Genomic DNA, 24,637 nt, shown 5'->3' with positions numbered 1-24,637 from the left:
GCACGCTTGAATTTTACCTTTCGTTTGTGACGAAACCCGTTCTCCGGTCGTAAAATGTACTCTTGGATGCGAACCTGACCATTAACCTCCATCACCACTTCAAGCACCGTCGGCAGTCCACGTCGCCACTTGAGTGGTCGGGCTTCGACGACTGTCGCCTGTCTCTGCTCGTTTAGATTCGTCATGTCCGTCACCTCGATTCGTCGTCAGCAAAAGCTTCCGGCGTCGCGGGCGGTTGTCGGCGCTCCGGCGGGTCAATCGGGATCCAAACCCGCTCTTTGCGCCACGGCGCCAACAGCCGACGCAAGCGCCTCCGCCAAACCTCGCGTCGATTCATGGTCGTCCTCCTTTCGTTCGAGGTCAACCGGATACAGACACCCAACTACTCGGAACCCAATGCATGGCTCCTGCTCCACACCTGACGGCGGAGGCTTTCGGCGTCGATAACGCTCGCGACGAGCGTAGAACTCGACAATCTCGCCCGAGCGAAGCGGCGGTTGATGTTGAGGCGAGAACCGCCCGAGCTGGAGCCACGCGTGCTTGCGCAGCAGATTCCCGTCGCGATCCCGCACGTCATACACCAGCGCCACGAGATCCCGATTCGGTGTGTGGCGACTCCACAAGGCGAACTCCGCTGTGTACCGCTCTAGCGTGGTCCTCATGATCAGCGCCCCTTGACAGGATCGAGATACGCGATCTGTGCCTTCTGCCCGGTGGTCGGGATCGTCACTGTCTTCAGTTCCACCTTCACCAGGCGTCCGAGGCATTGTGGCAGAACCTCCGGCAATCGCGACAGGTAGTCGGTGTATCCGATCGCAAGGAGATCCCGCTTGAGCCACGCCAACGTCTTCTCGTTATCGTTGATGGGGCGATTGTGGAAGATGCGTCGGCCTTTGTGCGAGCCCTCATCCACTGCCAACACAAACGCAAGGTGGATGCCGTCGTTGCCCTTGTTTCGCTTCACCTCCGCCTTCTCCAAGCGGCAAAGGTACTTGCCGTCCGGCAGTGGCTGATAGCTGCCCTTGGCAGGCTCAACGTCCTGATACTTCTTGTCCAACTCGGCTAGATTCATGTTTCATCCTCCTATGCTTCAATGTTCCAGGTTACGAGAGTACGCCAAGGCGACTCCTCTCTATCCAAGAGGGGAGTGGGAGACAAACAATTGGTTTTTTCACGCCTTCAGCTCAACCTTTCCAACTGACAGTCTGAAATGTGATAGAAGTATCTTCCGTCCTCGCTCAGTACATTGGCCCATTCCCTGCACGTCGGGTCGTCACAAACCGGGCATGGCATCATCTCTTCGGGCACCTCGTACAGTAGCACTACCCGAACGTTTTCTGCGTTGCAGAACGATGCTCGCTTCATGAGTACAAGCTCGCCGGGCCAAAATTTTCCCCAAGGTGTTTGCTTCTGCATCGGAGTCGAATCTTTCATAACTCCGCCACCCCAATCACACACGGCGTTTCCGCTTGTTCCCGAACCCAATCCACCGCACGCTTCGTCACCGGCTCTTCGCCCTCATCACACAGGGTGACGAGATCCCCGCTCGGCACCAGCCGAATCACGATCTCCTGGCAAAACGGCCACTCGAATTCATCGTCGACGATTGTACCGGTTGCCGTTTGCAAGGCCTCCACCGGCGAATCCGCGACGACGTAGCCGTAGTTTTCGCCGTCGGTGATGAACCAGAGTTTTGTGGTCATATCTCGTCACTCCCCATTGCATCTTGGTCATCATCCTGAAGCTCGCGCTCCACCTCGGCACAGATCTCGTCCCAATCGTCAGACCAGAGTTCGCTTTGTGCCATTTCAAGCGCGATTTCTTCCGCTTCGGATTCATTGACCGCTTCCACTGTGTACACCCGTGAACCGCTCCACGAGACCAAAACCTCGTATCTCGACATCGCTTCATTCCTCCTATTCAGAGTCCTCATCTTTCAAATCTACGACCCACGCGAAAAGCGCCTGCGGAATCGACAACTCGAGCCACTGCCCTGCACGGCCGACAGACTCGACCCGACAGAACAACTGGCGAACGCCATGGCCTGTCCCGTCGAGGACATGCACGGCTAGAAATGCGCCCGCATAGGGATCCCCGACCACCTCGACACTGCCAAAGAGATTCGTTTCCCAGCGGCTCGACGGCATTTGCTCTCACCCGCTTTGTTCACCACGCCATCACGACATGATTCACCTTGTGCGACTTAGTTGTTGTAAAGACGCATGCAGAGTTGCTAGATCATGATGGATTGACATTGACAAGACCAGCAAAGCCAAAGAAACCGGAATCAGCAGGATTATCAGGGTAGCCATCCCAAGTTTCCATCCGCCACTAATGGAGACCCAGAACGATGCACCCAAAACACCCACACAAGCGAAGAAAACTACACTTTGAAACATCATCCACGCGTTTGTTGCGGCCTGGATGTACATCAGTTCGAACATCGTCCTTCACCCCAAGCAAATCGTTCAACTCACTACCAACGGCCCGCCGCTCAGGAACCCGTCGTCTCGTCGCAACACCAGATCAAGCCCATCGCGCAACTTGCGTGCTGTCGCTTCGTCTACCGTAACCTCCAGCGTCCCATGCTCGTCGTGCATCATCAAACGAATTCCCGAGTCCTCGGCGATCACCTGAACTTCCGCTTCTCGTACGCTCAACCGCATGCAGTCCCCTCCAGTTCCCGTTCGAGCTCCTTTTCCTGTTGCGCCAAGGTCTTGAGCACCCGTTTTTCATCGTCGAGCGCCATCCGCATCTGTTCCGTCAGCAGGTCACGACCCAAGTCATCGTAAGTGTGTCGCATGGCTTCCGCGGCGTCTGCACGGCGCTTCACCGCCGCGTACAACTCGACCAGTGCCTTGTACCGATCCGCCGGAATCAGCACCGCGTTGCCTCCAAACACCGCGCGCATTTGTGCCGCATTCGACCAGGTTTTGGCCATCATTCTCGTCTCAATGAGATCCTGATAGAGATCCAAGAGATGGTCGAACACGTCCCGATACACACGTGATCGACCCCGAAGTGCGGAATTATTGCTCGTCTCGCACTGCGCCCAGTTCGACTGGAGTTCCCGCAAGAATCGGTCATAGCACTCACAGATCATCGTCAAACGGTTGTAGACCTCAACCATCGGCACGTCCCACGTCGTTTCCATCCCGCCATGCCTCCCTTGCCTCACGTAGAATGATGGAGACTTCCGCTCGCGTCTTTTGCAGATTTGCAAACGCCAAAGGTTCAGCAGGATCGTCGGCGTAATCGTAAGCCACCTCAGAGGCGCGAAGACGTTCAAGAGCCTCGAACAGCGCCGCTTGGTAGACTCGATAGGCCTCGCTTGTCTCCCACCTCGGGGATCGTCGTCGAGCAATTCGATCAAGCATGATCACCACCTCTTACTCCTGCGTGGTTTGCAGGGCAAATCAGTCGCGCGTCAGGATCGCGGAGATCAGATGCACATTGTCGGACTCATCCGAGAACAGCGCTGAGCGTCGATCCCGCGCCACTTGCATCTGCATAGTCTTGCTCGACTCCGCCGCGCTCATAGTGTCCAGCACATACCGCGCATTGAGTGAGATTTTGACCTCCTCCCCCTTGAACTCAACCAACGGCACTTCTTCACGTGCATGCCCGCGCTCCGCAGACCTCGACGTCAGTTCCAACACACCGTCCTTGACGTACAGCAAGACCGTGTGGCGCTCGTTCTCCGCCAGGATCGTCACGCGCTCAATCGCTTCCTCCAACCGTCTCCGCTCCACCCTGCACACCGCCGCGAACTCCCGCGGCATCACCCGCGACGTGTCCGGATACTCGCCTTGGTACAGACGCCCGAACAACTGCACGTTGTCCCACGCGAACATCACGTAACTCGCCGACTGGTAGACTTGCAGGGGCGCGTCGTGGTCCGCATCCAGGAGCCTCGTGAGTTCTGTGAGCGCACGCCGCGGGATCGTGCAGCGAATCGACATCTCCCGCTCGACCGTTTGCGACACCCTCGCCAGCCTCAGCCCGTCTGTGGCCATCCAAATCAACTTGCCGCCCTCGTAGCCTACGTAGACGCCCTCCAGGATCGGTCGCGCCGCATTTTCCTTCGCTGCGGCGTATCCGACCGACTCGACGGCTTCCACGAGCGTCTTCGCCGAGAGCTCCACTGGCGCAATGCCCTTCATATCTGGCAACTCGGGAAACTCCTCCGGATCGAAGCCGTGAAGTTCTGCGTGCGTCGTGCCCACGTCAATCGACGCGCTCAAGTGATGCGGCGCGATCGTCGCAACATCAACCGTCCCCTTGGGAAGCCGCCGAACCAGCTCCGCGAACAGCTTCGCCGGGAGCACGACGCCGCCCGGATCCACCACCGACGCCTCGACGGTCATGCGCAGCGCCACGTCGTAGTCGTAGGCGCTCAACGTCACCTGACCGCGCTCCGCCTCAATGAGCACGCCCTGTAACACCGCCGCCGGCGCGCGCGTCTGCGCAATGCGCGCCAGTGCGCTCAGCGCGGGCTCCAGCACCTGTTGCTCGATCAGACAGCGCATGGCGTCTCATCCTCCTCGGATCCGCCCATCAATACCTCACGCAACTTGCCACGGTCCCACGGCGCAATCGCTTCGGGAAGAACGAGATACACCGTGTTCACGATCGTGGCTTTGCAGTGCTTGGAGACCGCCATGAGCAACCGCGTCTCTTTGCAGGGTTGATGAGGATCGTAGGTCATTCGCGCCACGCGCTTCTCGTAGACCGGCGGGTATTCGCCTTCTTCGACAATCCCCAAGCACATGCCGCGCTTGATACGCACTCGTCCTTGCTCCCAGACTGCGAATTCAATCATCGAATCCCTCCTGACCTACGCGCGGTTTGCACGACAAGCGGCGTGATCTCACCGTCGCGATACTCGAACACCGGCATCTCCAAACCCGTCGCAACCATGTACTCAAGCTGCGCCCCTCGCGAAAACTCCCAGCCCGGCAGGAACACCACCGCGTGACAACCGAGCAGGCAGTGCAACGCCGCCCGCATCCAGTCGTCCCACTCACAGTCCTCGTCGCCGCGGATCTCCGCTGGATTGACCACAATGAGGCCCTGCGCTCGCAACCTTGCCGCCGCCTCATGAAACGCCGGACGATTGAAGTCCGGGTAACCGGACATGGGACCTGCCAAATACCAACGCCCATCACGTTTGAGCGTCTCCAGGTTTTTCAGTGCCACTCGATTCATCGCCTCTCCTGTTCTTCCGCATATCGATCAATGACCTCAAACCACCGTGCGAACCGGGCCCGCAGCGCCTGGCCCGCCCGCGGGTCGTAGTCCTCCAGTTCGACGATCAGTTCGTCCGCTTCGCAGGCGATATTGATGAGCGCGTCTAGGTAGTCCTTCGAAACGACGGTCTCCATCGCATTCTCCTTTCAATACAGAAACTCTCAAGTTGATTTCGTACTGAAAAACGATAAGGTTGGATCGAAAGAGGAAAGTGACCCTTCTAAGAACACGTGGCTTCCTCACACGATTCCCACCGCCTCTGCCGCCACCTTCGCCTCCTCGTGCCGCTGCACAACGTCCCGAAAGATCTCCCACCTGTGCGGCAGCACCATCGAATACCTCACCAGAAACTCCTGACGCTCCAACCGTTGCCCGAGTACCGCATTGAGCAATGCGTTTGCTTCGTCCATCGTCTCGGGCAACAGCGCGTACGGGATGTTGTTCGCCTTGAAGATCCGCTTGAGCAGGTCTTCCTGCTTCGGGGTCGGCTTCGTCAGGAGTTCCGCCGCCTCCCACCGCGTCTGCGGCACCTGAAGGCCTCGGCGCTCCAACGCCGCCACCTGCTTCTCCGTCGGCGGCAGGTCCATCCACTCCTCCTCGGCCCCCACTGCGCTGCGGGCGAGCCCGATCTGCGCGTACGTCGCCGCCGCGCCCCAGGCCATCTCCGAGTCCGGCCCGAAGTACACCCGGTGCATCTCGGGCTTGTCGCTCGGATCGTCCGTACTGAATCGCCCATAGGCCACGTACCAGCCGACCTGCGTCTGTTCGACCCGGACGTAGTTGCCTCGGAAGTCCCGCGCAAGCCAGACGCGATCTCGGACCCGCATCCACCGGAACGCGTTCGCCGTAAGCCGCTTGGCGACCCTTGGCCCGCGCTCGCCGCCGACCCGCTCGCGCTTCTCGCCGCTTTCGTCCTTGTCCTCGCCCGCGAGCAACCGATCCACTGTCATCAGCCGATGCACGTCTGTGACCCCAACCACGTCGAGCACCAGACAATCCTGCTTGAAGATGTGCGGCGCAATCCGTAACCCGCGCCCAACACACTGTACATAGAGACTGTGACTCAAGGTAGGTCGAGCCATGATGATGCACGAGACTTCAGGACGATCGAATCCTTCTGTAAGCACTCCATAGTTGCATAGGACTCGAATATTTCCATCTGAGAACGCGTCAAGGGTCTGTCGGCGCTCTTCCTTGGGCAAGGCGCCGTGCACCACTGCCACGGGGACTCCGGCCCGCTCGAACTCCTCCGCCAGGTGATACGCATGCTCGACGCTCGCGCAGAACGCGATCGTCAATCTGTCGGAGGCCTGCGCCTGCCACGCCGCGACGATCTGTTTGTTGACGCTCGGCGTGTCCACCGCGCCTTCGACCTCGGCATTCGACCAGTCGCCGTCGTCCTTGCTTTCGAGGCCTTCGACGATCTCGAGTTTCACCGACCTCGGTGGCACCAGGAAACCCATGTCGATCAGGTCGTGGATCCCGATCGCGTAAGCCACACCATCGTACACCTTACGGAGATCCGCCTTGTCGGTGCGGTACGGCGTCGCCGTGAGTCCCAGATGCACGTGGCCCTCGGGCACTGCGCCGAGAAACCCCAGTGCGTGGTAGATCCGCATGTACGTCCTCGCTGTCGCATGGTGACATTCGTCGGTAATGACCGTCGGCGTCGTCTCGTGCGCCGTCATCCAACGCTCCAAGCGCTCCGGCTGCGAGATCGTCTGGACACTCGCCACCGCGAAGTCCGCCTCGACGTCGTCGTCCGAGCCCTGGATCCGCCCGACCTTGACCTCGCGGCCCCGTTCGGCAAACGCGTCGAACACCATCGCGAACTTGTCGAGCGTCTGATCCAGGAGTTCGTCACGATGCGCCAGGAACAGCACCGGCCCGCGTTGAAGACGTTCCACCGCAAACTGTGACGACATCACCGTCTTTCCGGCCCCCGTCGCCGCGACGAGGATCGGACGCGGCTTCGGGTATCGTCGAATGGCGTCGACGGCTTCGAGTTGGTAGTCGCGGAGTTTGAGTTCGTTTTGGTGTTTGGCCGTGATGACCCTCAAGCTCATCACCTCTTGCTATTGAAGATCGCCTTTGGGCAATTCCCCATTTTCCAGCGATTCTACATCCTCTAAGTTTCGTTCGCGAGCATAAGCTTCCGTGACTGGTAAAGTGATGTATTCAAGAGTGCGGCGGTCCAAATTCACGACTTCACGACTGACCAGCAACGACCGTCCTGCTTCGCCAAGTCTCACACCTGTCCATACGTGAATTCTTCCGCCTTTCCATCTAGGCCGCGAATAATCGATCTTGTGGGGAGCATAGTTGCGCAACCGTTCGAGTAACTTCGCAGCTCCCGGATACTTGCGCCCCGTCTCCTTCGCGTAGATCTCCATCGCCTTCTGGAGCAGGTCCCGCGGCACACTGTAATCTTTCCCTAGCTCGATGATCCCTTCGTCGATGGCTGCCTTGACCAAGTCATTTGCTCTCCAATAAAAATCCTTCTCGCGAAGCATCTCTTTGGACTCCGTGATGTTGCGACCTTCACGTCGCATCTGCCGATAGTGCAGCAACCCGAGATAGCACATGTACGACAGCGCCTCGGGCGTCCTCAGCCGTTCCACCCACCCCGGGCCTTGCCGCTTGAAGCGCTCCATCATCGGGTACAGAAGAATCCTTCGGAAGTAACCATGTGTCGGGTCTTTGGTCGGCGGTAACTCGTTCGCGCCGTAAATCAACTTCGTCTGCGGCTTGAATTCGAACGACGCCTTGAACTTGCGCTCGGCTCGGACCACATCGTTGCCGATCCAGCCTTTCAGGAAGCTGGTGTCCTCGATCCCTGTGCCCGCCATGTCCGGCACGATGTCGATGGCCGCCCGAGTCAAACAAGCCGACGCGAAGCGGTTGCGCTCGAGACTTTGCACGCTTTCCGTCACCGCATAAACCCCGAAGGCCTTCGCCAGCATGCCGAGAAGCGTCGACTTGCCGTTTTGACCGGGCCCGTAGAGAATGGCGTAACACTCTTCGGACTGATCCCACCTGCACAAGCAATAACCAAGAAACTCGAGGATCGAACGTCGCGTCTCGTCGTCAGGAAACGTCGTGCGGAAGAAGTCCAGCACGTCGACTTCCGCGTCCTTCATCGCAAGCGTCCATGACTTCGGAGTTCGGTGCCAATTTTCGAAGAACGGAATCGTCAGCTTCCAGTTAATTCGATGCTTTGGCGAGAAATCATAGACGCGCCAATCGTGGTCAAACGGATCGCTCATGTCCAGCAGTCCGTTCGCGAACGGCACCAACGGCTCGGTGTTCCAAACCTCATGCACCCGAATGGATTCGACGGAATGGTCTTTGTCGCGCTGGACGTTGTTAATGAGCATCCGCTTGATCTCTTCCGCGCGCGACCACGTCGCCCAGGTCGGTTTCAAGGTCTCCAGGGCCTCCAAGATGAAGTCCCGAATGACGGCCTCGTCTTCCCCGTCGTCGGTCGGCGTCGTGTAAATCGTCCCGTCGTAGTAGTAGCAGGATTGGAAGAAGTACTGCAGATTGAAATCCTTCTTGATCGTGGTCGCCATGCGACGAAGCAGCAGATGTTCCTTGCCCTTTTCCTCATCGATGTAGACGAAATGCCACTTTTTCGCCCGCGCCCATTCCCGAGCAGTGCGATTCGTAAACGGCTGTTCGCTCCAGTTCGTGTTGTCTTCCGGCGCCTCGCTTAAATCCTCCGTCCAAGCGACGGGCTCATGTACGATCACGTCCTCGGGAGCTTCAACCCAGTCCTCTGCGCCCGCGGCGACCCGAGTTCCTCCGTTAGCATGCAGCGCCTCTTCCGTCGTTTGTGTCGGAAGCCCGTCCATCTTCGGTCCGTCAGCTTCAACCGGGGCGCCGTAGAGTCCCGGAAGTCCTAATTGCGCCGCATAGGCTCTCCGAACAAACGTCGCCGGACTGGAACCCCGTTGAAAGTGCCTGCACGCTGCGCAAACACTCATCGGATCGAGTTCTTGGAACGTGGAACACCGAACAGCCAACGGCCGTGACGAGCGGAACTTTCTCTCGGTCTCGCTCCAGTTGTATCGCTTGTCCGGTCCCATGTCATAGCCTTCCGACCACTTGTGAAAGAGGGAAGAGTCGGGATTCATCGATTTCAGCAAGCACGCCATCTTATGCCATATCGGTTCGCTCACAATGTTGGGATCCTGCACATAAGCCTTGAACCTTGCACAAATGGTCGGAAGTTGCTCTTCGACAAACTCCGCAGGGACGGGCTTCCAATCCCCCGTGAACTCAGCGCCGTCACTTACCGAGGGCACCGACTCTGTCCGGGTCAAGTCAACGCCCAGCGCTTCAGCAATCTCATCAATCGCTGTTTCGAGCTCGTCCGGCCTGTACAGCGCGTCCTTGCGCAACTCTTCAACCGTGACCTTGACGATGCGCCCCGCCCGAGTGTGCATTGAGCCTGGAATCCGCATCACTCTCGCAACATCCGCCACATTGAGATCACTCGACAACACCTTTGCGAGCTTCCAGACGATTCGTCGTCCCGTCTCAGGATCCACGGGGCGCATGAACTTGAAGTACAGGTGCCGTCCCCGTCCTCCACCCGAACGCACGACCGCGCTTGGAACAAAGCCCTTTTCCGCCAGCATAACCAGCACACGTTCCGCTTGCGCCATGCGCTCCTCGTCGTCTTCCCGACCGTGGTCGTCCACGTCGGCCCAAGCGCCTGGACAAGCCACCACGTCCTCCGCGCTGCCGCCAATCCAGCGCCCCTCCTGCGTCCGCTGCACTGGCTTATCCCGCAAGCAGGTGCCAAAGTACCAGCCGCACCGCGCCATGTCCGGACTCTGATAGCCTCTCGCGAAGTAGTCGCGCAATGCCTCAAAGTCCTTCGTGGTGAACGACCGCCGCGCCTTGACGGCCTTGATCGCCGTTTCCCGATCGTCCTTTCGATTCGGAATCGGCCGGATCTCCACATAGCCGGCGCCACCCTCGAACCACCACCGCAGGAAGTCGATAGACTCCTCGGGACTTCCACAGAAGGCATGCTCGCTCATGTGCCGCCAGATCGCCGTATGCGACAGGTCTTCACCCATCTCCTTACATACCGCCTCTAAATCTCGGTAGCTTATTCCATTTAGCCACCGAGCTTCGATCTCCTCGCGGATGGGAGAATTGCACAGTTTGCAGTCCCGTGGCATTCCTCTCACTCCCAGCTCTTGAATTCGAGGCGAAAGAAATTTTTGGGAGTTGACAATCAAAACACCACACCCAATGAAAGGTTTTCACTATTCTTTCTCCTTCTTTTTCTTTCCTAAGAGAGGAAGAAGTGAAGAGTAGTATTAAAAACGGTCCGAGAGTGGTCCTGGTGCGGTCTTAGTATGGTCCTAGTAACGATTAGCTGAGATTGCTTGTAACAGCAAGGATTTTCGTGGTTGGTCCGAGTGGTCCTAGTATGATTCACAGATCTGAGGATCATGAGTGTAATGTTGCGTTTCCATTTAGTGCTTCTCATAGACTCTATTGGTTTCGTTACATCACACTCATTGATCTTCGAGAAAGTCGTCTCGAACCCTGGACCGGTCGGACCGTCCCTACTGCCACAAGGGATTTCGGGGTTTTTCGTCTCGGACTGGTCCTAGACCACGGTTGGGCTACCGGCAGGACCGTTGGTTCATGATGCCTTTTCACCTTCCATTTGGACAGCCAACTTCTTCAGATAGGACACTATCTGCTGCTTCATCGGCATCAACCACTTCTCTCGGAATTCACGCCAGTCTTCTTCGCTGTCGAACCCGAGCCTTGGATCGATAATCGGCACAATGTGGTACATGCCGTTGTCCCATCTCAATGTGGCGCCATCACACCTGGAAGCATTTAGAACCCAACCAGCCGCCTCATCATCCACAATCTGGGTCAGAAGGACTTCCCACAGTCTGTGGTCGCTGACGAGATCCGGTCGCGGATCCCAATCCCAATTCCGAGCTTGCCAGTCGTGAATACCCTCACCCCCTGTTATTCTTCGAAATGCGTGTGAATCCTGTCTCTCGAAATCACCCCCGTAACGTGACGGATTGTGGTGTCCGCTGTTTTCACCCGCTACCACGGCGGGCAGCGCACAGCGGACGAAGCGACCATGCCCCTAAGTAGGCTCGCTATGCCACGTAAGGCGTTAGGCGGCGAGAGTTCTCTCCCGATGGCGCCCCGACAGGCGTGAACGTGTCTGAAGCGCGGAAGACTCGCTTTTTGCCGTCGTTCCGCGATTTTGCGCCTGCCAAGCGCCACAAGCGGGCGGTGCCTCCGCCGCCCTGCGCAGCGCGCGAACCGTTGGGACAACAGCGCGCATCAGGCGCGTAATGGTTGCAGCTCGCGCGCCGGGCCAGACGGCGGAGTGGCACGTGCGGGTGACGAGAGAGAAGACCTCTCTACCTATAGGTGTCCTGCACGACAAACACCTGTTCGCAAAAATCCCGAAAACCCGCGCAACGCCTGGGTTTGTTATTTCCATCCAAACGAAATCTCGATTATGAAATTTTCGCATGGATGAAATGTGCTAACATGCACATCGTGCATATTTAGTTTTCAAGGTCCTGTCTAGCGCCGTACATCGCATCATTTGCCGTTACATCATGCTGATTTGTCGGCGATACACTGGCACCGGAATCGCGCTCACGGCGTTCCTGCTGTCGTTCAATGCGGGTGCCGATTGACACCCGAGAGGGTTCGCCCCTCCACCCGGCGCTCAAGCCTGGACTCGCACCGGGAGCTCCGACTGGATGATCAGTCCAGTCATCGCCGTGCCACCCGCACCCTTGAGCGCTCGGCGCAGGGGCGAAACCCTGCGCGCCTCTAGGCTGACAAAGGGAGTCGCCCACCTAACGGCGGGCTGTGGTGCCCGCTGTTTTCGCGCACTACCAAGGTGCACAGCGCACAACGGGCGAAGCGACCACGCCATACCTCGCCATGGCACACCCTACCACAGCACACCAAACCGCGCCGCGCCTTACCGCGCCAGGGCTCGCCGCGCCATGCCGAGCCTTAGATTGGGGCGGCCTGTTCGCCGCCCCACCTCGCCCCCGAGCTTTCGGGAGCGCGGCGCGGAGGCAAACCCTCCGCTGTTCATGCTGTGTGCCCGGCTGTTTCGCCTTGTGCTGTCTCTTCCGCTGTCGCGCCGTTGGAGTTTTCCACGTTGACTTGTAGATAATCTTCGATCCCCATCGTGATCGTTTTGTGTCGCGCTTCAAGCTCCTTTCCGATCGACACGACACGAAACTTTTCCGCTGGACTCAACTCTCGAATGATTTTTGGCGGCTGCAGTTGGCTCCAAACAAACGCGCCGTTTCTCTTGGTCTCTAGCGAAAGCTCAATTTCGTAACTGCTGACCAGTTGCCCGCGGAAGCGAAGCGCTGAAACAAACTGGTCCCATGCCCGATGACTCGAAGGCGGTAGTCCAAGAATCGCTGGGACTTGCGAATTCTCTTCCAGAAGATAGATTCGACGAACCGTTTTGCACGCTTTTCCTCTTCCTCCGTTTGGATCACTACCAAACTGATCAAAAGGACAACCCTGGCACTTTCGGTATGAAATGAGCCCATCGTCCGCAACGTAGCGTCCGAGCTTGCCATCGTGACTCGTGCAGAGCGGCGGTGCACTTTCACCTTCGTTCTGAGGCGCAAACAGCCCTCGACTCGTGTGAAAAAATGGCACTCGCACTCTTAGTTTCTGGATAATCTCCCCTGTCGCCTCATTTTGAAAGGCGGCTGCCTGCGCGACGATCCGATATCTTACGGGAAGAATTTCGGCGTTCTCTTCCAGTTGCGCGGCGTCTTGCATGGTCTCAGCGTATTGTTCGAGTGAGATTCCTTGGGCTTCGAGCTCCTGCGCCTGTTCGACCGTCAGTCCGAGCTTCTGAAGCAGATTCGGATCGTACTGTGCCAGTGTGGTCATGGTTCATTCCTCCTTGAATTCGTTGGTTCGTTACGCTGTTTCACGCTGTTTCGTTGAGACTCAGTTCGTCATGCGTTGTCGAACTGACGAAGAACATTGACTCTCTTGCACCTTCTACACCAAGGCAAAGTGGAAGGAATGGGCAGCCGCCGTACTGATGGCAATTGCTCGTGTTGTGACGAATTACTCCGGAACGCGCTTGCCAATTGCGTTCCAAGCACTCCATCCACAACTCAGCTTCAAGCTGTTTGACCTGCTCCGAACTCCTCAGCACCTCATCCTCACTCAAATACTTGGCTGGATTCTCCTCATACTCCGCCATCAAGCGGTCCCGGAAGTCTTCCCAGGTTTCCACCATCTCACCGTTGCGATGTTTGGGTTCCATTCTCGATTTCTGAACACTTCGAACAACAGCGCCTGCAATCGGTCTGTCAAAGATCCGTGCTGCAGCGTAGACATATAATGTTAGTTGTTGGGACATACCGTAGCTTTGCTTGAACTGTTCGATGGAAGCCGTGGTCTTGTTCTCAAGAATCCACAACTTTCCTTGTTCATCCTCACAAACCCCGTCGATTTTTCCACCGAGCAAGTATTTTCTCGACTTGCGTCCGGTGGCTGGATTGACGATCGGAAGTTGGAACTCACGCTCGACGGCAACTAGATTCCGCGGCCGGAAGTGTCGAATCGCGAACCGGATCATGACTTCTGTACGGATCCGCTCAAGTTGAAGCTTGTACGCCTCTTCATCGTTTTCAGGCCGGATCCAGTCCAGGGTCGCCAGCCCCGCCGCCACCGCACCGTCTTCGTCAGCTTCCCCGCGCTGCCAAACCTCCAGCCCCTTGTGCCATGCCGAACCGACACTCAGTGCCCAAGCGACCTCGCGCGGGCGAAGACGTTCCACATAGTGGTAATGTTCCTTTTGTGGGCAAACCTGCCTCATGGCGATGCGCGAATGAGTAAGAACTTCCACACTTTTTCGCTCCCTTCCCCTTGTCAAGTCCAGAGTGCCGTGCTACAATCTGTGGTGTGCTTGTCCGAATGTTTGTGTTCTTCCTGCCGCCGTCAGGCGGTCGCTTTTTCTACCTCTCCTGCATCCGTTTCGTCTTCCTCGATGATCTCCATCGACTCCCAGCATTCCGGACAGAACCACGAAGGACCGTCTTGAATCGCTGTGTCTTCGTCAATTGGATCTCCGCAGCACTCGCACTCCAGCACTTCAGCTTCGTCGGTGGCTTCGTCTTCGCCGAGTCCCCAAAACGCCGCGTCTTCTTCGGGGGTCATCAGTTTCCACTGGTCGTAGGTCATGCCACTTCAACCTCCTGGCACAACGCTTCAAGGTCCGCGATGGTGTACCGAGCGCGGTCAGGGTCGTTTCGGTCGCCGTCGGAAATGCGTTCAAGGACCAGCTCATACTGCATGCCACTCAACCTCCATCAACTGCTTCACGTTCCATCCAAGCGTCCGAATCGCCTGATCAACTGCCGGGTCGTTGTACTTCGCGTTGTATCGCTCCATGGCGCTCATCAGCGTTCTCATGTCTGCGGCAAGCGACTGAGTCCAATCAGGCCGTGTGCTCACCTTGTTCACTCCCTGGTTCCGATGTAGAATTGCTTTGAACTAACAGTTCACGAGGCGGAATTCCAAGAACTTGTTCCAACTTAATCGCGGTTTCTAACGACGGGACTCTCTCGCCCGCTTCGATGTACCGATAGGCTCGTTCTGTGATTCCAACTGCTTTGGCTACATCGGAAGGCTTCATGTTCTTAGCAATTCGCGCCTCGCGAAGTCGAGACTGCAACACCTCACATCACCAACCTTCTGGGTTAGAACCATTAGTTCTAACTTGCTTTTAGTATAGTTAGAACCAAGGGTTCCTGTCAACCCTCTTTTGGAGGAGGTTATGACTCTTTTTTCTCAGCGACTGACCGAATTACTCGACCGAACGGGAACCACGCGTCGGTCGTTTGCACAGGCACTCGGAGTCTCTGAACGCATGGTGCAGTACTACATAACCGGAAAGAAAGATCCAACAGTTGAAACTCTAATTGCCATTGCTGATTTCTTTGATGTGAGTTTGGACTATCTTGTTGGTCGCTCAGAGAATCCAGAACGAAAATGATTTAGGGAGTGATCCCTTTGCCCGAAACCCGCGACCGCGCCGACGAAATCATCCAACGTTTCGTCGGGGTGCCCGTTCGCATGACCTTGATGGTCGGTGGAAAGTCATCCTTTATTCTCGACACCGTCATCCACCGTGTCAGCCGTCGCGACGAAGGCGGCCTCATCGCGCTGGACGGCGGCGCGTTTTTCGTCGAGTCCGCCATGCTCGTCGAAGTCTCACCCACCATGCTGGTCCTGCGCGACACCGAGCGCCGTTGGTCACTCTCTGTACTTCGTTGGAGCGACCTGCCCGAGGAGTTCAGGCCGTATCCTCGTGGTCAGTGGGTGGACCCGCGGCCGGAGGATGACGATCCGTTTGCGGATTAAGTTGTCAAGGTTCGAAGCCTACGCTGAGTGTTCAGCATCGTTGACCATTTCCCGAATCGAGATTCCGAATCGGTCTTCAATCTTCACTGCGGTTTCGATGGATGGCCGTTTTTCATCAGCCTCCAAGTATCGATAACCGCGCTCAGTCATGTTAAGCATTTCGGCGGCTTGCTTCACCGTGAGTTGCATTGCCAAGCGGCGTTCTTTAAGTCGCTGCCCTAATGTCTTGGTCATCATCACCACCATCGTTCTTATTGGAACTTTAGTTCTTACCTTGCATGATAGTTGGAACTATAGTTCTTGTCAAGTGCGCAAGGAGAATTTTCATGTCCTCATTTCCGGAACGCTTGTCAGAACTTTTGTCTGCGACCAATTCAACAAAACGTGCCCTAGCGCGCGCGATTGGGATATCAGAGCGCATGATTCAGTACTACATCACTGGCGCTAAGAGCCCCACTCTCGATGTTCTTGTGGCGATGGCCGACTACTTTAATGTGGGGCTCGACTACTTAGCCGGGCGTTCCGATGACCCCACGCCCCCACCCCGCTCCCCCTCATCTGGGTGGGATCCGTAGGGCCCTACGCGCTCATCGCATCGTACTCCAGCCCGAGAATCGCCGCCTCGCAAATCCTCATCACCGCCTCCGGCTGCCCCGTCGCCCGCGCGTAGCCTCTCAGCACACACAGCGTCGGCTGCCGTGTACCGAGCTCCACCCTTGCGATCTGCGCCTGGGTTGTCCTTGCGCAGTACGCGACGTAGTCCTGTGTGACGCCCGTGTGGAGTCGAAGCATCCGCAGGGCTTGTCCAACCCACATCGTCTCCGTCTCCAATCACCTCCTTTAGGAATATTCCTAGATATTGTAGACTCGACTTTTCGCTTGTATTCTGTGAACCGTGAGCTCCCCGTCCCCACCTCAGCGCCTCGCCCCGCCATTCCCAAGGCGGGCGGGTGGGGTTGTCCACCATGCGCGGCGGTTCATGCCGCCGCTTGAGCGATTACGCCACGTCTTCTTTCTGCTTTGACCGTTCTTTTCGCATCAATGCAGCTAAGCAAATTTGAACAATGATACGGGTGGCCTCTCGGCTTAAAGTGATTTGATCCACCAGCCTCACCTCAGTAGCACGATATGAGCGAACGGCTTGTTCGCTTTCGTAAGCGAGGTGGATGACAGACGTGTTTGCTGGTCTCATGGACACGTACTGTGTTCCTCCCGAAATAATTCGTCAACACTTTTTCCGTAGTAGTCAGCAATTTTTTGCATAAGCGAAAATCGCGGGGTACGCTGGCCGCGTTCAATCATTCCTAATGCTTGCGGCGTAATGCCGAGTTCCCGCGCCACTAGGCTTCTCGGCTTATCACCCCTGGCTTCGACTAATTTGGTTCTTACCCCTGACATGGTTCTACACCTCATAGACACATAGCGTTTCTTTTGACACACATCCTACACGAAACAATTCGTGTCTGTCAAGAGGTATTGAAACTTTTTGTGTCTATAAATCTGAAACGGATTGTTTCTACGTATACTGAGGACGGGTGATCAATGATGATGACGTTTGGCGAACGTTTGGCACAGTTACGCCGGTCAAAAGGTTTGAGTCAATACGCTTTAGCGGAACAACTCAAAATGACACGCGGGCAAATCGCTAATTATGAGCAGGGCACAAGAGAACCTGACATTGAGACTTTGAAGAAACTAGCGGATTTCTTCGATGTAAGTATCGACTTTCTCGTATTGGGAAAGCCCAATGTGTCAGATTTTAACGGCTTGACTAATGAGGTTAAAAGAACGTTGGAAGCGCTATCTCAAATGTCAGTCGAGAAGCAGCAAGAGGTCGCCGATTTTGCCGAATACCTGAGATCCAAGGAAGAACAGCCTGTGGTAGAATATGACGTGCGAGAAATTGCAGCGAATATGGAAAAAGCATTGTACGCGCACGGAGACGAAGACCTTATTCAACACTTTGAGGAGATCATGAGACGTGTCATTCGTCGATATGATGAACGTGCCAGCCAAGACCAGCAGAATCGGTGAGCTGTGATGGACGAAAAACTTAACGAAATGTATTCCATCGTGAAAAAGGAAGGGATTGTTTTAGATTGGGATGATTTAGACTTCGGATACATGAAGATAAATGGAATTTACTTCTATGAACATATTCGTAAAAAGCCTTTTATTGTCTTAAATCCTCGCATCGAACGTTCCCAGGTCCTTCACAGATGTGTTCTTGCTGAAGAACTGGGGCATTATTTTACTGTGCCATTTTACTTATGCTATCGTCCATTCGCTTGTTACGCAGATAGACTCACATTCAGCCGTGACGAATTTCGCGCATTGAGATGGGCTGCGCGCTTTTTAATTCCTGATGGCGACATTGACCCACATCATCTTGAAGATATGAGTATCAATGAACTGGCCGATTATTTCAATGTCACTGTCGAAATCATGGAAGTAAGATTAAAATTGATACGCTATTCAGCATAGAGGTGCTTTTGATGACGGTGGCTTTGTACTGTAGGGTATCGACAGACGAACAAGCCGAGCATGGTTTCTCTATCGACAATCAGAAAGAACGATTGATTGCCTTTTGTAAATCACAAGGATGGGATCAATATCGGCTGTACATAGACGACGGATACACTGGTACGAACATGGATCGACCGGCGCTGCAGAGGCTCATCAAACACATCAAAGAAAAAAAGATCGATACAGTAATCGTGTACAAGCTTGATAGGTTAAGCAGAAAACAACGCGACGTGCTGTATCTACTCGAAGACGTTTTTGATAAGAACAATGTGGTGTTCAAGAGCGCTACAGAACCCTTTGACACTAGTACGCCGCTCGGCAAAGCAATGTTAGGTATTCTCGCGGTATTCGCTCAACTTGAACGGGACACCATCATTGAGCGCCTATCTACTGGACAAAAACTTCGTGTTAAATCGGGGAAATTTTCCGGCGGGAGAATTCCTTTTGGCTACGTCTATAATTCCCAGACTGGAAAGTTTGAAGTGTCACCTCATGAAGCCTTTCTTGTGAGGGAGGTGTATAAAAAATATCTTCAAGGATACAGTCTTAGTGATTTGTCTGATTGGATCGAATCACAGACATCCGCTCGTTATTGGGATCACGCAAGGATTCGAGACATGTTGACCAGAGAAACGTATACGGGTGTTATGCCATATGGAACTCTAAGAAGTACAGAAATCGCCCCACCCATCATCGAACGCGAATTGTGGGAACAAGTACAACAGGAAATGGTTCGAAGACGCGAAGGCTTTACTCCTAAAGGCGAATACTTGTTGTCCGGTCTTTTGCGGTGCGCGGAATGCGGAAGTTCTTTCATACACGTCATTCGCAAAAAGGGACCGTATGTCTATTACTTGTATGGATGCAGATCTCAACACCAACGCCCTAAAAAGGTACCAAGAAGGGCTCCGAAACAAGCTTGCACCGTCGGTTATCGCAATCGTGAAGAGTTGGAGTCATGGGTAATCGAACAGGTGAAACGAATAGCAAGGTTGGATGCAGAAGAATTTGAACACCAAATCGCAAATATAGAAACCAATTCTGATGAAACCGAAGATACACTTAGGGATTTAAGGAAAAACCTATCAGATATAGAGCATAAGTTGAATAGATGGTACGAGGCCTTTGAAGAGGGGACGATAGATGCTACGCAGTTGCGAGATCGGATTAAGCATCTCGAAGAGGAAAGAAGGAGATTACAGACCAATATTGAAGAATTGCAAGACACACTTGTGAAAGATACACAACCGCAACGTGTGTTCAACGCTGCAAAGCTTATTGAAGAGGCTTGGGATTACATGACCTTTGATGAAAAGAAAAATGTCTTACGTGCCGCGATTTCGTATATTGAGATCCCTCGAAAGGGACAACCGCCGGTCATCCATTGGAATGTCTAGTTTCATCTTCTCGGTGCTTCGCTTTTCCAAACGACCAATGGTGGAATCTGGTTGGCATTCCGTACGCTCCAAAGGTGTACAGCACGTCTGCGGGGCAGACCTCAAACCGCATGGGATAGAAGTCGAGCCCGAACGCCCGGGCGAGATCCATCATCCGCTCAATGGCGCGCTCGAGCTCTTCCAACTCGCGATGGGTCATGCGCTCTTCACCCCTTGCTGCTGGGAAAAGAAGTGGCGAAGCGCACCGTAGATCTCGGATTTATCTCGTATCACGTACGTGCGAAATCGAGGAATCTGGAGCTTCCCGTATGCACTCATCAACGTCGACGAACGCGAGTATTGGTTCACCTCTGCGTAGCCAAACATGCGCGAAACGCTGGAAAGTTCCTTCACCAACTGCACACATTTTTCATTGTCCGACGTCAGGTTGTCGCCGTCCGAAAAGTGGATGGAATAAATGTTGTACCGCTCGGGCGGATACTCCCGGTTCACCATGTCGAGCGCATACTGATACGCGGACGAACAGATGGTACCCCCGCTCTCGCCCTTTGTGAAAAAGTACTCCTCGTCGACCTCATGCGCCTCGGTATGATGGGCGATGTACCGAATCTGGACGTTGGCGTACTTCGTGCGCAGAAACCGCGTCATCCAAAAGAAGAAGGTCCTTGCGCAGTACTTCTCGAACAGGCCCATCGATCCCGACAGATCCATCATCGCGAGGATGACCGCGTTCGAATCTGGCTTGACGATGGTCTCCCATGTCTTGTAGCGCAGATCGTCCGGCGTGATCACGACGCGATCGTCCTTCTTGGCGTGGCGAAGGGCCTGAAGCAAGGTCCGTTTCTTGTCGATGTTGGCCGTGATGCCCTTCTTGCGGACGTCGCGAAATTCCACGGTGTCCACGACCATGTCCGCCTCGTCCTTTTCGGCGAGATCGGGAAGTTCGAGCTCCCGGAACAGCTCCTGCTGGATGTCCTCCAGCGTCACCTCCGCCTCGGCGTAGTCGACCCCCGGCTCCGATCCGGCGCCCTCGCCCTGACCCGGACCGGGCTGTCCGTCGGCGTCCGGCTTGCCGCGGGCGACGAGATCGCCCACGGCCGTGTCACCGGATCCGCTGCCAACGTGCTTGCCTTTCTGAAAGTTGTACCGAATGCGGTACTCCTCAAGCGACCGGATAGGAATCTTGATGATCTGCTTCCCGTCCGACATGATCAGGCTTTCATCGCTGACGAGATCGGCGAGATGTTCCCGAATGGCCTCGCGCACCTTTTCGCGATGGCGCTCTTGATCGATATGCCCTTTGCGGTGGAGTGACCAGTCTTCGCGTTGAAGTGTGAATTCGACCACGGCCTCTCCCTCCTGTCAGCGGTTGAGAAGGCTTCCGGTGTAGCGCAGGAGCTCGTTGGCACACACGGGGCAATACCCATGCTCGTCGATCAGTCGGCGCGTCACCTCGTTGATCTTCTTCAGCTGCTGTTCGTCCGGCGTCTTGGAGGAAGTCGTGATCTTCACAACGTCCTTCAGATCGGCGAACAGCTTCTTCTCGATGGCCTCCTTCAGACGCTCGTGCGAGTGATAGTCAAACTTCTTGCCGCGGCGCGCGTAGGTCGAAATCCGGATGAGGATCTCCTCGCGGAACGCGCGCTTGGCGTTCTCGGAGATGCCGATCTGCTCTTCGATGGACCGCATGAGCTTCTCGTCCGGATCCATCTCCTCGCCGGTGAGCGGATCCTTGATCTTTTGCCAGTTGCAGTACGCCTCCACGTTGTCCAAGTAATTTTCGAGCAGCGTTTTCGCCGACTCCTCGAACGAATAGACGAACGCCTTCTGCACCTCGGTCTTCGCCATTTCGTCGTATTCGCGCCGCGCCATCGCCACGAAATTCAGCAGCCGCTCGCGGTCTTCGGGCGTGATCGACGGGTGCTGATCCAGCCCATCCTTGATGGCGCGCAGCACGTCGAGCGCATTGATGCACTGCGTGTCGCGCCGGATGAGCGCGGTGGAAATCCGGTTGATGATGTAGCGCGGATCCAGCCCGCTCATGCCCTCATCGGGGAACTCCGCCTTGAGCTCCTTCACGTCGGAGTCCTTGAGCCCCTCGACGGCCTGCCCGTTGTACAGGTACAGCTTTTTCATCAGGTCGACGCCCTGCTTCTTCGACTCCTTCAGGCGCGTGAGAATGGAGAAGATGGCCGCCGTGCGCAGGGCGTGCGGCGCGATGTGAACGTTTTTGAGATCGCTCTGCTGTACCAGTTTCTCGTATATTTTGACTTCATCGTCGACGCGCAGGTTGTACGGAATGGGCATGACGATCATGCGCGACTGCAGAGCCTCGTTCTTCTTGTTGGCGATGAACGAGCGATACTCGGCTTCGTTGGTGTGCGCGATGATCATCTCGTCGGCGGAGATGAGCGCAAACCTGCCGGCCTTGAAGTTGCCCTCCTGCGTCAGGCTGAGGAGATGCCAGAGAAACTTCTCGTCGCACTTCAGCATCTCCTGGAACTCCATCAGGCCGCGGTTGGCCTTGTTGAGCTCCCCGTCAAACCGGTACGCGCGCGGATCGGACTCCGAACCGTACTCGGTGATGGTGGAAAAGTCGACGCTGCCGGTGAGATCGGCGATGTCCTGTGACTTGGGATCCGAAGGACTGAACGTGCCGATGCCGACGCGGCGCTCCTCCGACAGGACAATGCGCTCCACTGGCACGTCTTCGATCCGGCCGCCGAACTCCTCATCCACCCTCAGGCGGCAGCTCGGACACAGGTTGCCTTCGATTTTGACGCCGAACTCCGCCTCAAAGTCAGGGCGAAGCTCGTTTGGGATGAGGTGAAGCGGCTCCTCGTGCATCGGGCATCCCGCAATCGCGTACAGCGCGCCTTCGGGCGTGCGGGAGTATTGCTCCAGCCCCCGCTTGAGAAGCGTCACGATGGTCGACTTGCCGCCGGACACGGGGCCCATGAGGAGCAGGATCCGCTTGCGGACGTCGAGCCTGCGCGCGGCCGCGTGGAAGTACTCCTCGACGAGCCGCTCGATGGTGTCCGAGAGCCCAAAGATCTCCTTTTCAAAGAACTTGTAATGCGGCTTACCGTCGGCGTCCGTCTCCACGCCAGCGGCGACGATCATATCGTAAATGCGAGCGTGAGCCGTTCTCGCGATGTTGGGATTCTGACGCACGAGTTCCAGATAGTCTGCGAATGTGCCCCGCCAACGAAGTGCTTCCTCCTCCGCGCGATACGAGCTCAGGCGTTCCAGGAAACTCATGATCCCATCCTCCTTGCGATACGGATGCACGCCTTCGCGTCTGAAGCGGTGAGTGACAGGAGGCTTTTTCTCATCCTATGAGCGAGCGGCTTTTCCACATACCCGTGCCGTCCAGTTTGGGCGCGCCCCATCGCGAATTCCGCCGTAGCCCATCGACATGGCAAAGGCCGGTGGACTCGCCACCGGCCTCGTTTGTGCGATCCGCCCGCGCCACGCGATGCGACGTCACATCGACAGGCTCATCATCTCGGACCAGAGCTCGCGCTCGGCGGTATCGGGATCCTCCTCGACGCGAGACGTTTCGTCGAAAATCATGGTCGAGCGGCGCTTCGGGTCGTAGGTCGGCCACTCCGGGAGGTGCGGCGCCTGCGGGCTTCCATGGCGGACGAACGCCACCCAAGCCGCGTGCATCGCGTCCGAGACGGCGGCATGCGAAGGCCGGTCTCCGACGAGCACCCGCGCCGACGGATGGGCATACGTGCCGAACACGAACGGGATTTCGAGCGCGTGGGCCGCGCCCAGCTGACTGGGCCTGTAGTCAAACCGGTACAGATAGACGGGGGCGTATTCGCTCTGAATCTCGGCCGCGCGGATGGTCGGATACGTGAAACTCCGCATGGAGGCGAATCGGACGAGCCACGTTTCCAGTTCGTCGCCCGTGCGGCCATCCACGTAGTAGTCTCGGGCGCGATCGCCGAGTGGCCCCCACATGCGATCCACGCGCGCGATGCGTTCCTCGTCGGAAAGCGTGCGCCACTCGGGATCGCGGGCCATCCACAACATCAGCTCCTCCCGATTCGATCCGGCGAGGGTGGGCACGTGCGCGGCCTGCCCTTCTCGCAGCGCATCCCAGAATGACCGCGTGAGCGTCACGCCGTCCAAGACCGGGCGCAGATTCAGCCCATCCCGCGCGGGAATGCGTGCTGCGGCCGCGACGAGATCGGCGGCGGGAACGTCGAAGAGGCGATGCCACGACGCCTGGTTGATGCCGAGCGCATCGAGCAGCTGAGTGGTCCACCACTCCGCAAACTCGGGCGTCCGATACGCAAACGGAATGCCGCTCTGCAGAATGGCCTGCTGGAACAACCCTCGCGCCGATTCCATCACCAAAAGCGTGCCGACGCTCCACGCGCCGGCCGATTCGCCCGCTACCGTCACCCGGTTCGGGTCGCCCCCAAACGCCTCAATCGTGTCGCGCACAAACGTGAGCGCGGCAACCTGGTCCAAAATGCCCGCGTTGCCCGAGCTCGCATAGGCTTCGCCGCCGAGGTGGGCGAGGTGCAGAAAGCCGAGCGGGCCGAGGCGGTAGTTGATGCTCACGAGCACCACGCCGTCTCTCGCAAACGCGCGCCCGTCGTACCACGGAGACTGGCCCGATCCAAACACGAACGCGCCGCCGTGGATCCAGACCATCACAGGGTGGCCCGTCCCCTCGGCTGGCGCGTAGATGTTCAACCGCAGGCAATCCTCGGACTGCACGAAACCGTCGACAGGGTTCAGCGGATTGGCCACCTGTGGACAGATGGGCCCGTGTGCGCGCGCATCCAGCACGTCGGCCCATGGCTCGACCGGCTCCGGCGGCAAGAATCTCCGTTCGCCCTGCGGCGCCTTCGCGTACGGGACGCCTAAAAACACGCGAACCCCATCCTCTTCTCGCCCCATCACCTTGCCGTATCGCGTCTCGACGATCACGTCCATCGCGTTCGCCCCCTACCCCGTTTCTTCTCCCTTCCACCGTACCGCAGATCGAACAGGCGGCCAAGGGGATGAGGAGG

The 24,637-nt window shown here is 56.6% G+C and carries 32 protein-coding genes and 1 pseudogene; 6 read left to right on the top strand and 27 right to left on the bottom strand.

All coding sequences use genetic code 11. The features are described from left to right. Positions 1-254: 254 nt before the first annotated feature. From AACI_RS02545 to AACI_RS17175, 20 genes are all read right to left on the bottom strand, one after another. Entirely contained in the window at positions 255-662 is a 408-nt protein-coding gene (locus tag AACI_RS02545; protein WP_012809916.1) for a hypothetical protein, read from the bottom strand. Positions 663-664: 2 nt separating this feature from the next. Further along, positions 665-1,072, bottom strand: a complete 408-nt coding sequence (locus AACI_RS02540) for a DUF669 domain-containing protein (protein WP_012809915.1) — start codon at positions 1,070-1,072, stop codon at positions 665-667. Positions 1,073-1,430: 358 nt separating this feature from the next. Beyond that, positions 1,431-1,703, bottom strand: coding sequence for a hypothetical protein (locus AACI_RS02535; RefSeq protein WP_012809913.1), 273 nt, complete (start codon positions 1,701-1,703; stop codon positions 1,431-1,433). Then, on the bottom strand, positions 1,700-1,852 hold the full coding sequence (locus AACI_RS02530; protein WP_245530673.1) for a hypothetical protein: 153 nt from the start codon (positions 1,850-1,852) through the stop codon (positions 1,700-1,702). The genes AACI_RS02535 and AACI_RS02530 overlap by 4 nt, the downstream gene beginning before the upstream one ends. A 337-nt stretch (positions 1,853-2,189) precedes the next feature. After that, positions 2,190-2,444 (bottom strand): hypothetical protein, encoded by a 255-nt coding sequence (locus AACI_RS02520; RefSeq protein WP_041707233.1) that lies wholly within the window; start codon positions 2,442-2,444, stop codon positions 2,190-2,192. A gap of 24 nt (positions 2,445-2,468) precedes the next feature. Beyond that, positions 2,469-2,666 (bottom strand): hypothetical protein, encoded by a 198-nt coding sequence (locus tag AACI_RS02515; RefSeq protein ID WP_012809910.1) that lies wholly within the window; start codon positions 2,664-2,666, stop codon positions 2,469-2,471. After that, positions 2,657-3,154 (bottom strand): hypothetical protein, encoded by a 498-nt coding sequence (locus AACI_RS02510; protein ID WP_012809909.1) that lies wholly within the window; start codon positions 3,152-3,154, stop codon positions 2,657-2,659. Before AACI_RS02510 ends, AACI_RS02515 begins: the two co-directional genes overlap by 10 nt. Continuing rightward, positions 3,123-3,377 (bottom strand): hypothetical protein, encoded by a 255-nt coding sequence (locus tag AACI_RS15720; RefSeq protein WP_081442658.1) that lies wholly within the window; start codon positions 3,375-3,377, stop codon positions 3,123-3,125. The genes AACI_RS02510 and AACI_RS15720 overlap by 32 nt, the downstream gene beginning before the upstream one ends. A gap of 39 nt (positions 3,378-3,416) precedes the next feature. Continuing rightward, on the bottom strand, positions 3,417-4,529 hold the full coding sequence (dnaN, locus tag AACI_RS02505; RefSeq protein WP_012809908.1) for a DNA polymerase III subunit beta: 1,113 nt from the start codon (positions 4,527-4,529) through the stop codon (positions 3,417-3,419). Next, positions 4,517-4,822, bottom strand: a complete 306-nt coding sequence (locus tag AACI_RS02500) for a hypothetical protein (protein ID WP_012809907.1) — start codon at positions 4,820-4,822, stop codon at positions 4,517-4,519. The genes dnaN and AACI_RS02500 overlap by 13 nt, the downstream gene beginning before the upstream one ends. Beyond that, complete coding sequence (locus AACI_RS02495) at positions 4,819-5,208, bottom strand: DUF4406 domain-containing protein (RefSeq protein WP_012809906.1); 390 nt, start codon at positions 5,206-5,208, stop codon at positions 4,819-4,821. The genes AACI_RS02500 and AACI_RS02495 overlap by 4 nt, the downstream gene beginning before the upstream one ends. Continuing rightward, on the bottom strand, positions 5,205-5,384 hold the full coding sequence (locus tag AACI_RS02490) for a hypothetical protein (protein WP_012809905.1): 180 nt from the start codon (positions 5,382-5,384) through the stop codon (positions 5,205-5,207). The genes AACI_RS02495 and AACI_RS02490 overlap by 4 nt, the downstream gene beginning before the upstream one ends. Positions 5,385-5,489: 105 nt before the next feature. After that, the gene (locus tag AACI_RS02485) at positions 5,490-7,310 is read right to left on the bottom strand and encodes a DEAD/DEAH box helicase (protein WP_012809904.1); all 1,821 of its coding nucleotides are present in this window, start codon (positions 7,308-7,310) and stop codon (positions 5,490-5,492) included. Positions 7,311-7,325: 15 nt separating this feature from the next. Then, positions 7,326-10,301 (bottom strand): DUF5906 domain-containing protein, encoded by a 2,976-nt coding sequence (locus AACI_RS02480; protein WP_245530671.1) that lies wholly within the window; start codon positions 10,299-10,301, stop codon positions 7,326-7,328. A 617-nt stretch (positions 10,302-10,918) separates the two neighbouring features. Further along, complete coding sequence (locus AACI_RS16515) at positions 10,919-11,152, bottom strand: hypothetical protein (RefSeq protein ID WP_012809902.1); 234 nt, start codon at positions 11,150-11,152, stop codon at positions 10,919-10,921. A 1,211-nt stretch (positions 11,153-12,363) separates the two neighbouring features. After that, positions 12,364-13,191, bottom strand: a complete 828-nt coding sequence (locus tag AACI_RS02475) for a hypothetical protein (RefSeq protein WP_012809901.1) — start codon at positions 13,189-13,191, stop codon at positions 12,364-12,366. A 40-nt stretch (positions 13,192-13,231) separates the two neighbouring features. Further along, positions 13,232-14,161, bottom strand: coding sequence for a PD-(D/E)XK nuclease family protein (locus tag AACI_RS02470; RefSeq protein WP_012809900.1), 930 nt, complete (start codon positions 14,159-14,161; stop codon positions 13,232-13,234). 92 nt (positions 14,162-14,253) lie between these two features. After that, a complete protein-coding gene (locus tag AACI_RS02465; protein ID WP_012809899.1) occupies positions 14,254-14,496 on the bottom strand; it encodes a hypothetical protein in 243 nt (80 codons plus the stop codon). A gap of 102 nt (positions 14,497-14,598) precedes the next feature. Then, complete coding sequence (locus AACI_RS16510) at positions 14,599-14,769, bottom strand: hypothetical protein (protein WP_012809897.1); 171 nt, start codon at positions 14,767-14,769, stop codon at positions 14,599-14,601. Continuing rightward, complete coding sequence (locus AACI_RS17175) at positions 14,753-14,992, bottom strand: helix-turn-helix transcriptional regulator (RefSeq protein ID WP_012809896.1); 240 nt, start codon at positions 14,990-14,992, stop codon at positions 14,753-14,755. The genes AACI_RS16510 and AACI_RS17175 overlap by 17 nt, the downstream gene beginning before the upstream one ends. A gap of 99 nt (positions 14,993-15,091) precedes the next feature. On the opposite strand from AACI_RS17175, the gene AACI_RS15705 reads away from it, so the two are divergent. Both AACI_RS15705 and AACI_RS02455 read left to right on the top strand, forming a co-directional pair. Next, on the top strand, positions 15,092-15,310 hold the full coding sequence (locus AACI_RS15705; protein ID WP_012809895.1) for a helix-turn-helix domain-containing protein: 219 nt from the start codon (positions 15,092-15,094) through the stop codon (positions 15,308-15,310). A gap of 8 nt (positions 15,311-15,318) precedes the next feature. Then, entirely contained in the window at positions 15,319-15,678 is a 360-nt protein-coding gene (locus AACI_RS02455; protein ID WP_245530670.1) for a hypothetical protein, read from the top strand. Positions 15,679-15,696: 18 nt separating this feature from the next. On the opposite strand, the gene AACI_RS02450 is transcribed toward AACI_RS02455, so the two are convergent. Then, positions 15,697-15,924 (bottom strand): helix-turn-helix transcriptional regulator, encoded by a 228-nt coding sequence (locus AACI_RS02450; RefSeq protein ID WP_245530669.1) that lies wholly within the window; start codon positions 15,922-15,924, stop codon positions 15,697-15,699. 32 nt (positions 15,925-15,956) lie between these two features. Here AACI_RS02450 and AACI_RS02445 point away from each other — a divergent pair, with 32 nt between their 5' ends. Then, positions 15,957-16,253, top strand: coding sequence for a helix-turn-helix domain-containing protein (locus AACI_RS02445; RefSeq protein WP_342626154.1), 297 nt, complete (start codon positions 15,957-15,959; stop codon positions 16,251-16,253). 4 nt (positions 16,254-16,257) lie between these two features. On the opposite strand, the gene AACI_RS02440 is transcribed toward AACI_RS02445, so the two are convergent. Further along, positions 16,258-16,494 (bottom strand): helix-turn-helix domain-containing protein, encoded by a 237-nt coding sequence (locus AACI_RS02440; protein ID WP_012809891.1) that lies wholly within the window; start codon positions 16,492-16,494, stop codon positions 16,258-16,260. Positions 16,495-16,866: 372 nt separating this feature from the next. Next, positions 16,867-17,076: a helix-turn-helix transcriptional regulator gene (locus AACI_RS17085; RefSeq protein WP_012809890.1), complete on the bottom strand. Its 210-nt coding sequence runs from the start codon at positions 17,074-17,076 to the stop codon at positions 16,867-16,869. A gap of 144 nt (positions 17,077-17,220) precedes the next feature. Between AACI_RS17085 and AACI_RS02435 the strand changes: the two genes are divergently transcribed. Genes AACI_RS02435 through AACI_RS02430 form a run of 3 tightly spaced genes read left to right on the top strand, consistent with a single transcriptional unit; the run spans position 17,221 to position 19,601 of the window. Then, complete coding sequence (locus AACI_RS02435; RefSeq protein WP_012809889.1) at positions 17,221-17,712, top strand: helix-turn-helix domain-containing protein; 492 nt, start codon at positions 17,221-17,223, stop codon at positions 17,710-17,712. A gap of 6 nt (positions 17,713-17,718) precedes the next feature. Continuing rightward, the gene (locus AACI_RS15695) at positions 17,719-18,162 is read left to right on the top strand and encodes an ImmA/IrrE family metallo-endopeptidase (protein WP_012809888.1); all 444 of its coding nucleotides are present in this window, start codon (positions 17,719-17,721) and stop codon (positions 18,160-18,162) included. Positions 18,163-18,173: 11 nt separating this feature from the next. Then, the gene (locus AACI_RS02430) at positions 18,174-19,601 is read left to right on the top strand and encodes a recombinase family protein (protein WP_012809887.1); all 1,428 of its coding nucleotides are present in this window, start codon (positions 18,174-18,176) and stop codon (positions 19,599-19,601) included. A gap of 10 nt (positions 19,602-19,611) precedes the next feature. On the opposite strand, the pseudogene AACI_RS02425 reads toward AACI_RS02430, so the two are convergent. The 4 genes and pseudogenes from AACI_RS02425 to AACI_RS02410 form a co-directional block, all read right to left on the bottom strand. Further along, positions 19,612-19,800, bottom strand: a pseudogene (locus tag AACI_RS02425) (SpoVR family protein); the annotation flags it as partial. Then, a complete protein-coding gene (yhbH, locus tag AACI_RS02420) occupies positions 19,797-20,948 on the bottom strand; it encodes a sporulation protein YhbH (RefSeq protein ID WP_012809886.1) in 1,152 nt (383 codons plus the stop codon). The pseudogene AACI_RS02425 and the gene yhbH, both read right to left, overlap by 4 nt. Positions 20,949-20,963: 15 nt before the next feature. Then, a complete protein-coding gene (locus AACI_RS02415) occupies positions 20,964-22,862 on the bottom strand; it encodes a PrkA family serine protein kinase (RefSeq protein ID WP_012809885.1) in 1,899 nt (632 codons plus the stop codon). Between the two features lie 225 nt (positions 22,863-23,087). Further along, on the bottom strand, positions 23,088-24,560 hold the full coding sequence (locus tag AACI_RS02410; RefSeq protein WP_012809884.1) for a carboxylesterase/lipase family protein: 1,473 nt from the start codon (positions 24,558-24,560) through the stop codon (positions 23,088-23,090). Positions 24,561-24,637: the final 77 nt, after the last annotated feature.

It is taken from the genome of Alicyclobacillus acidocaldarius subsp. acidocaldarius DSM 446, from assembly GCF_000024285.1.
Classification (GTDB): Bacteria; Bacillota; Bacilli; order Alicyclobacillales; family Alicyclobacillaceae; genus Alicyclobacillus; species Alicyclobacillus acidocaldarius.
The sequence above is the reverse complement of the archived record's forward strand: the minus strand, read 5'-3'. Positions and strand labels throughout refer to the sequence as shown.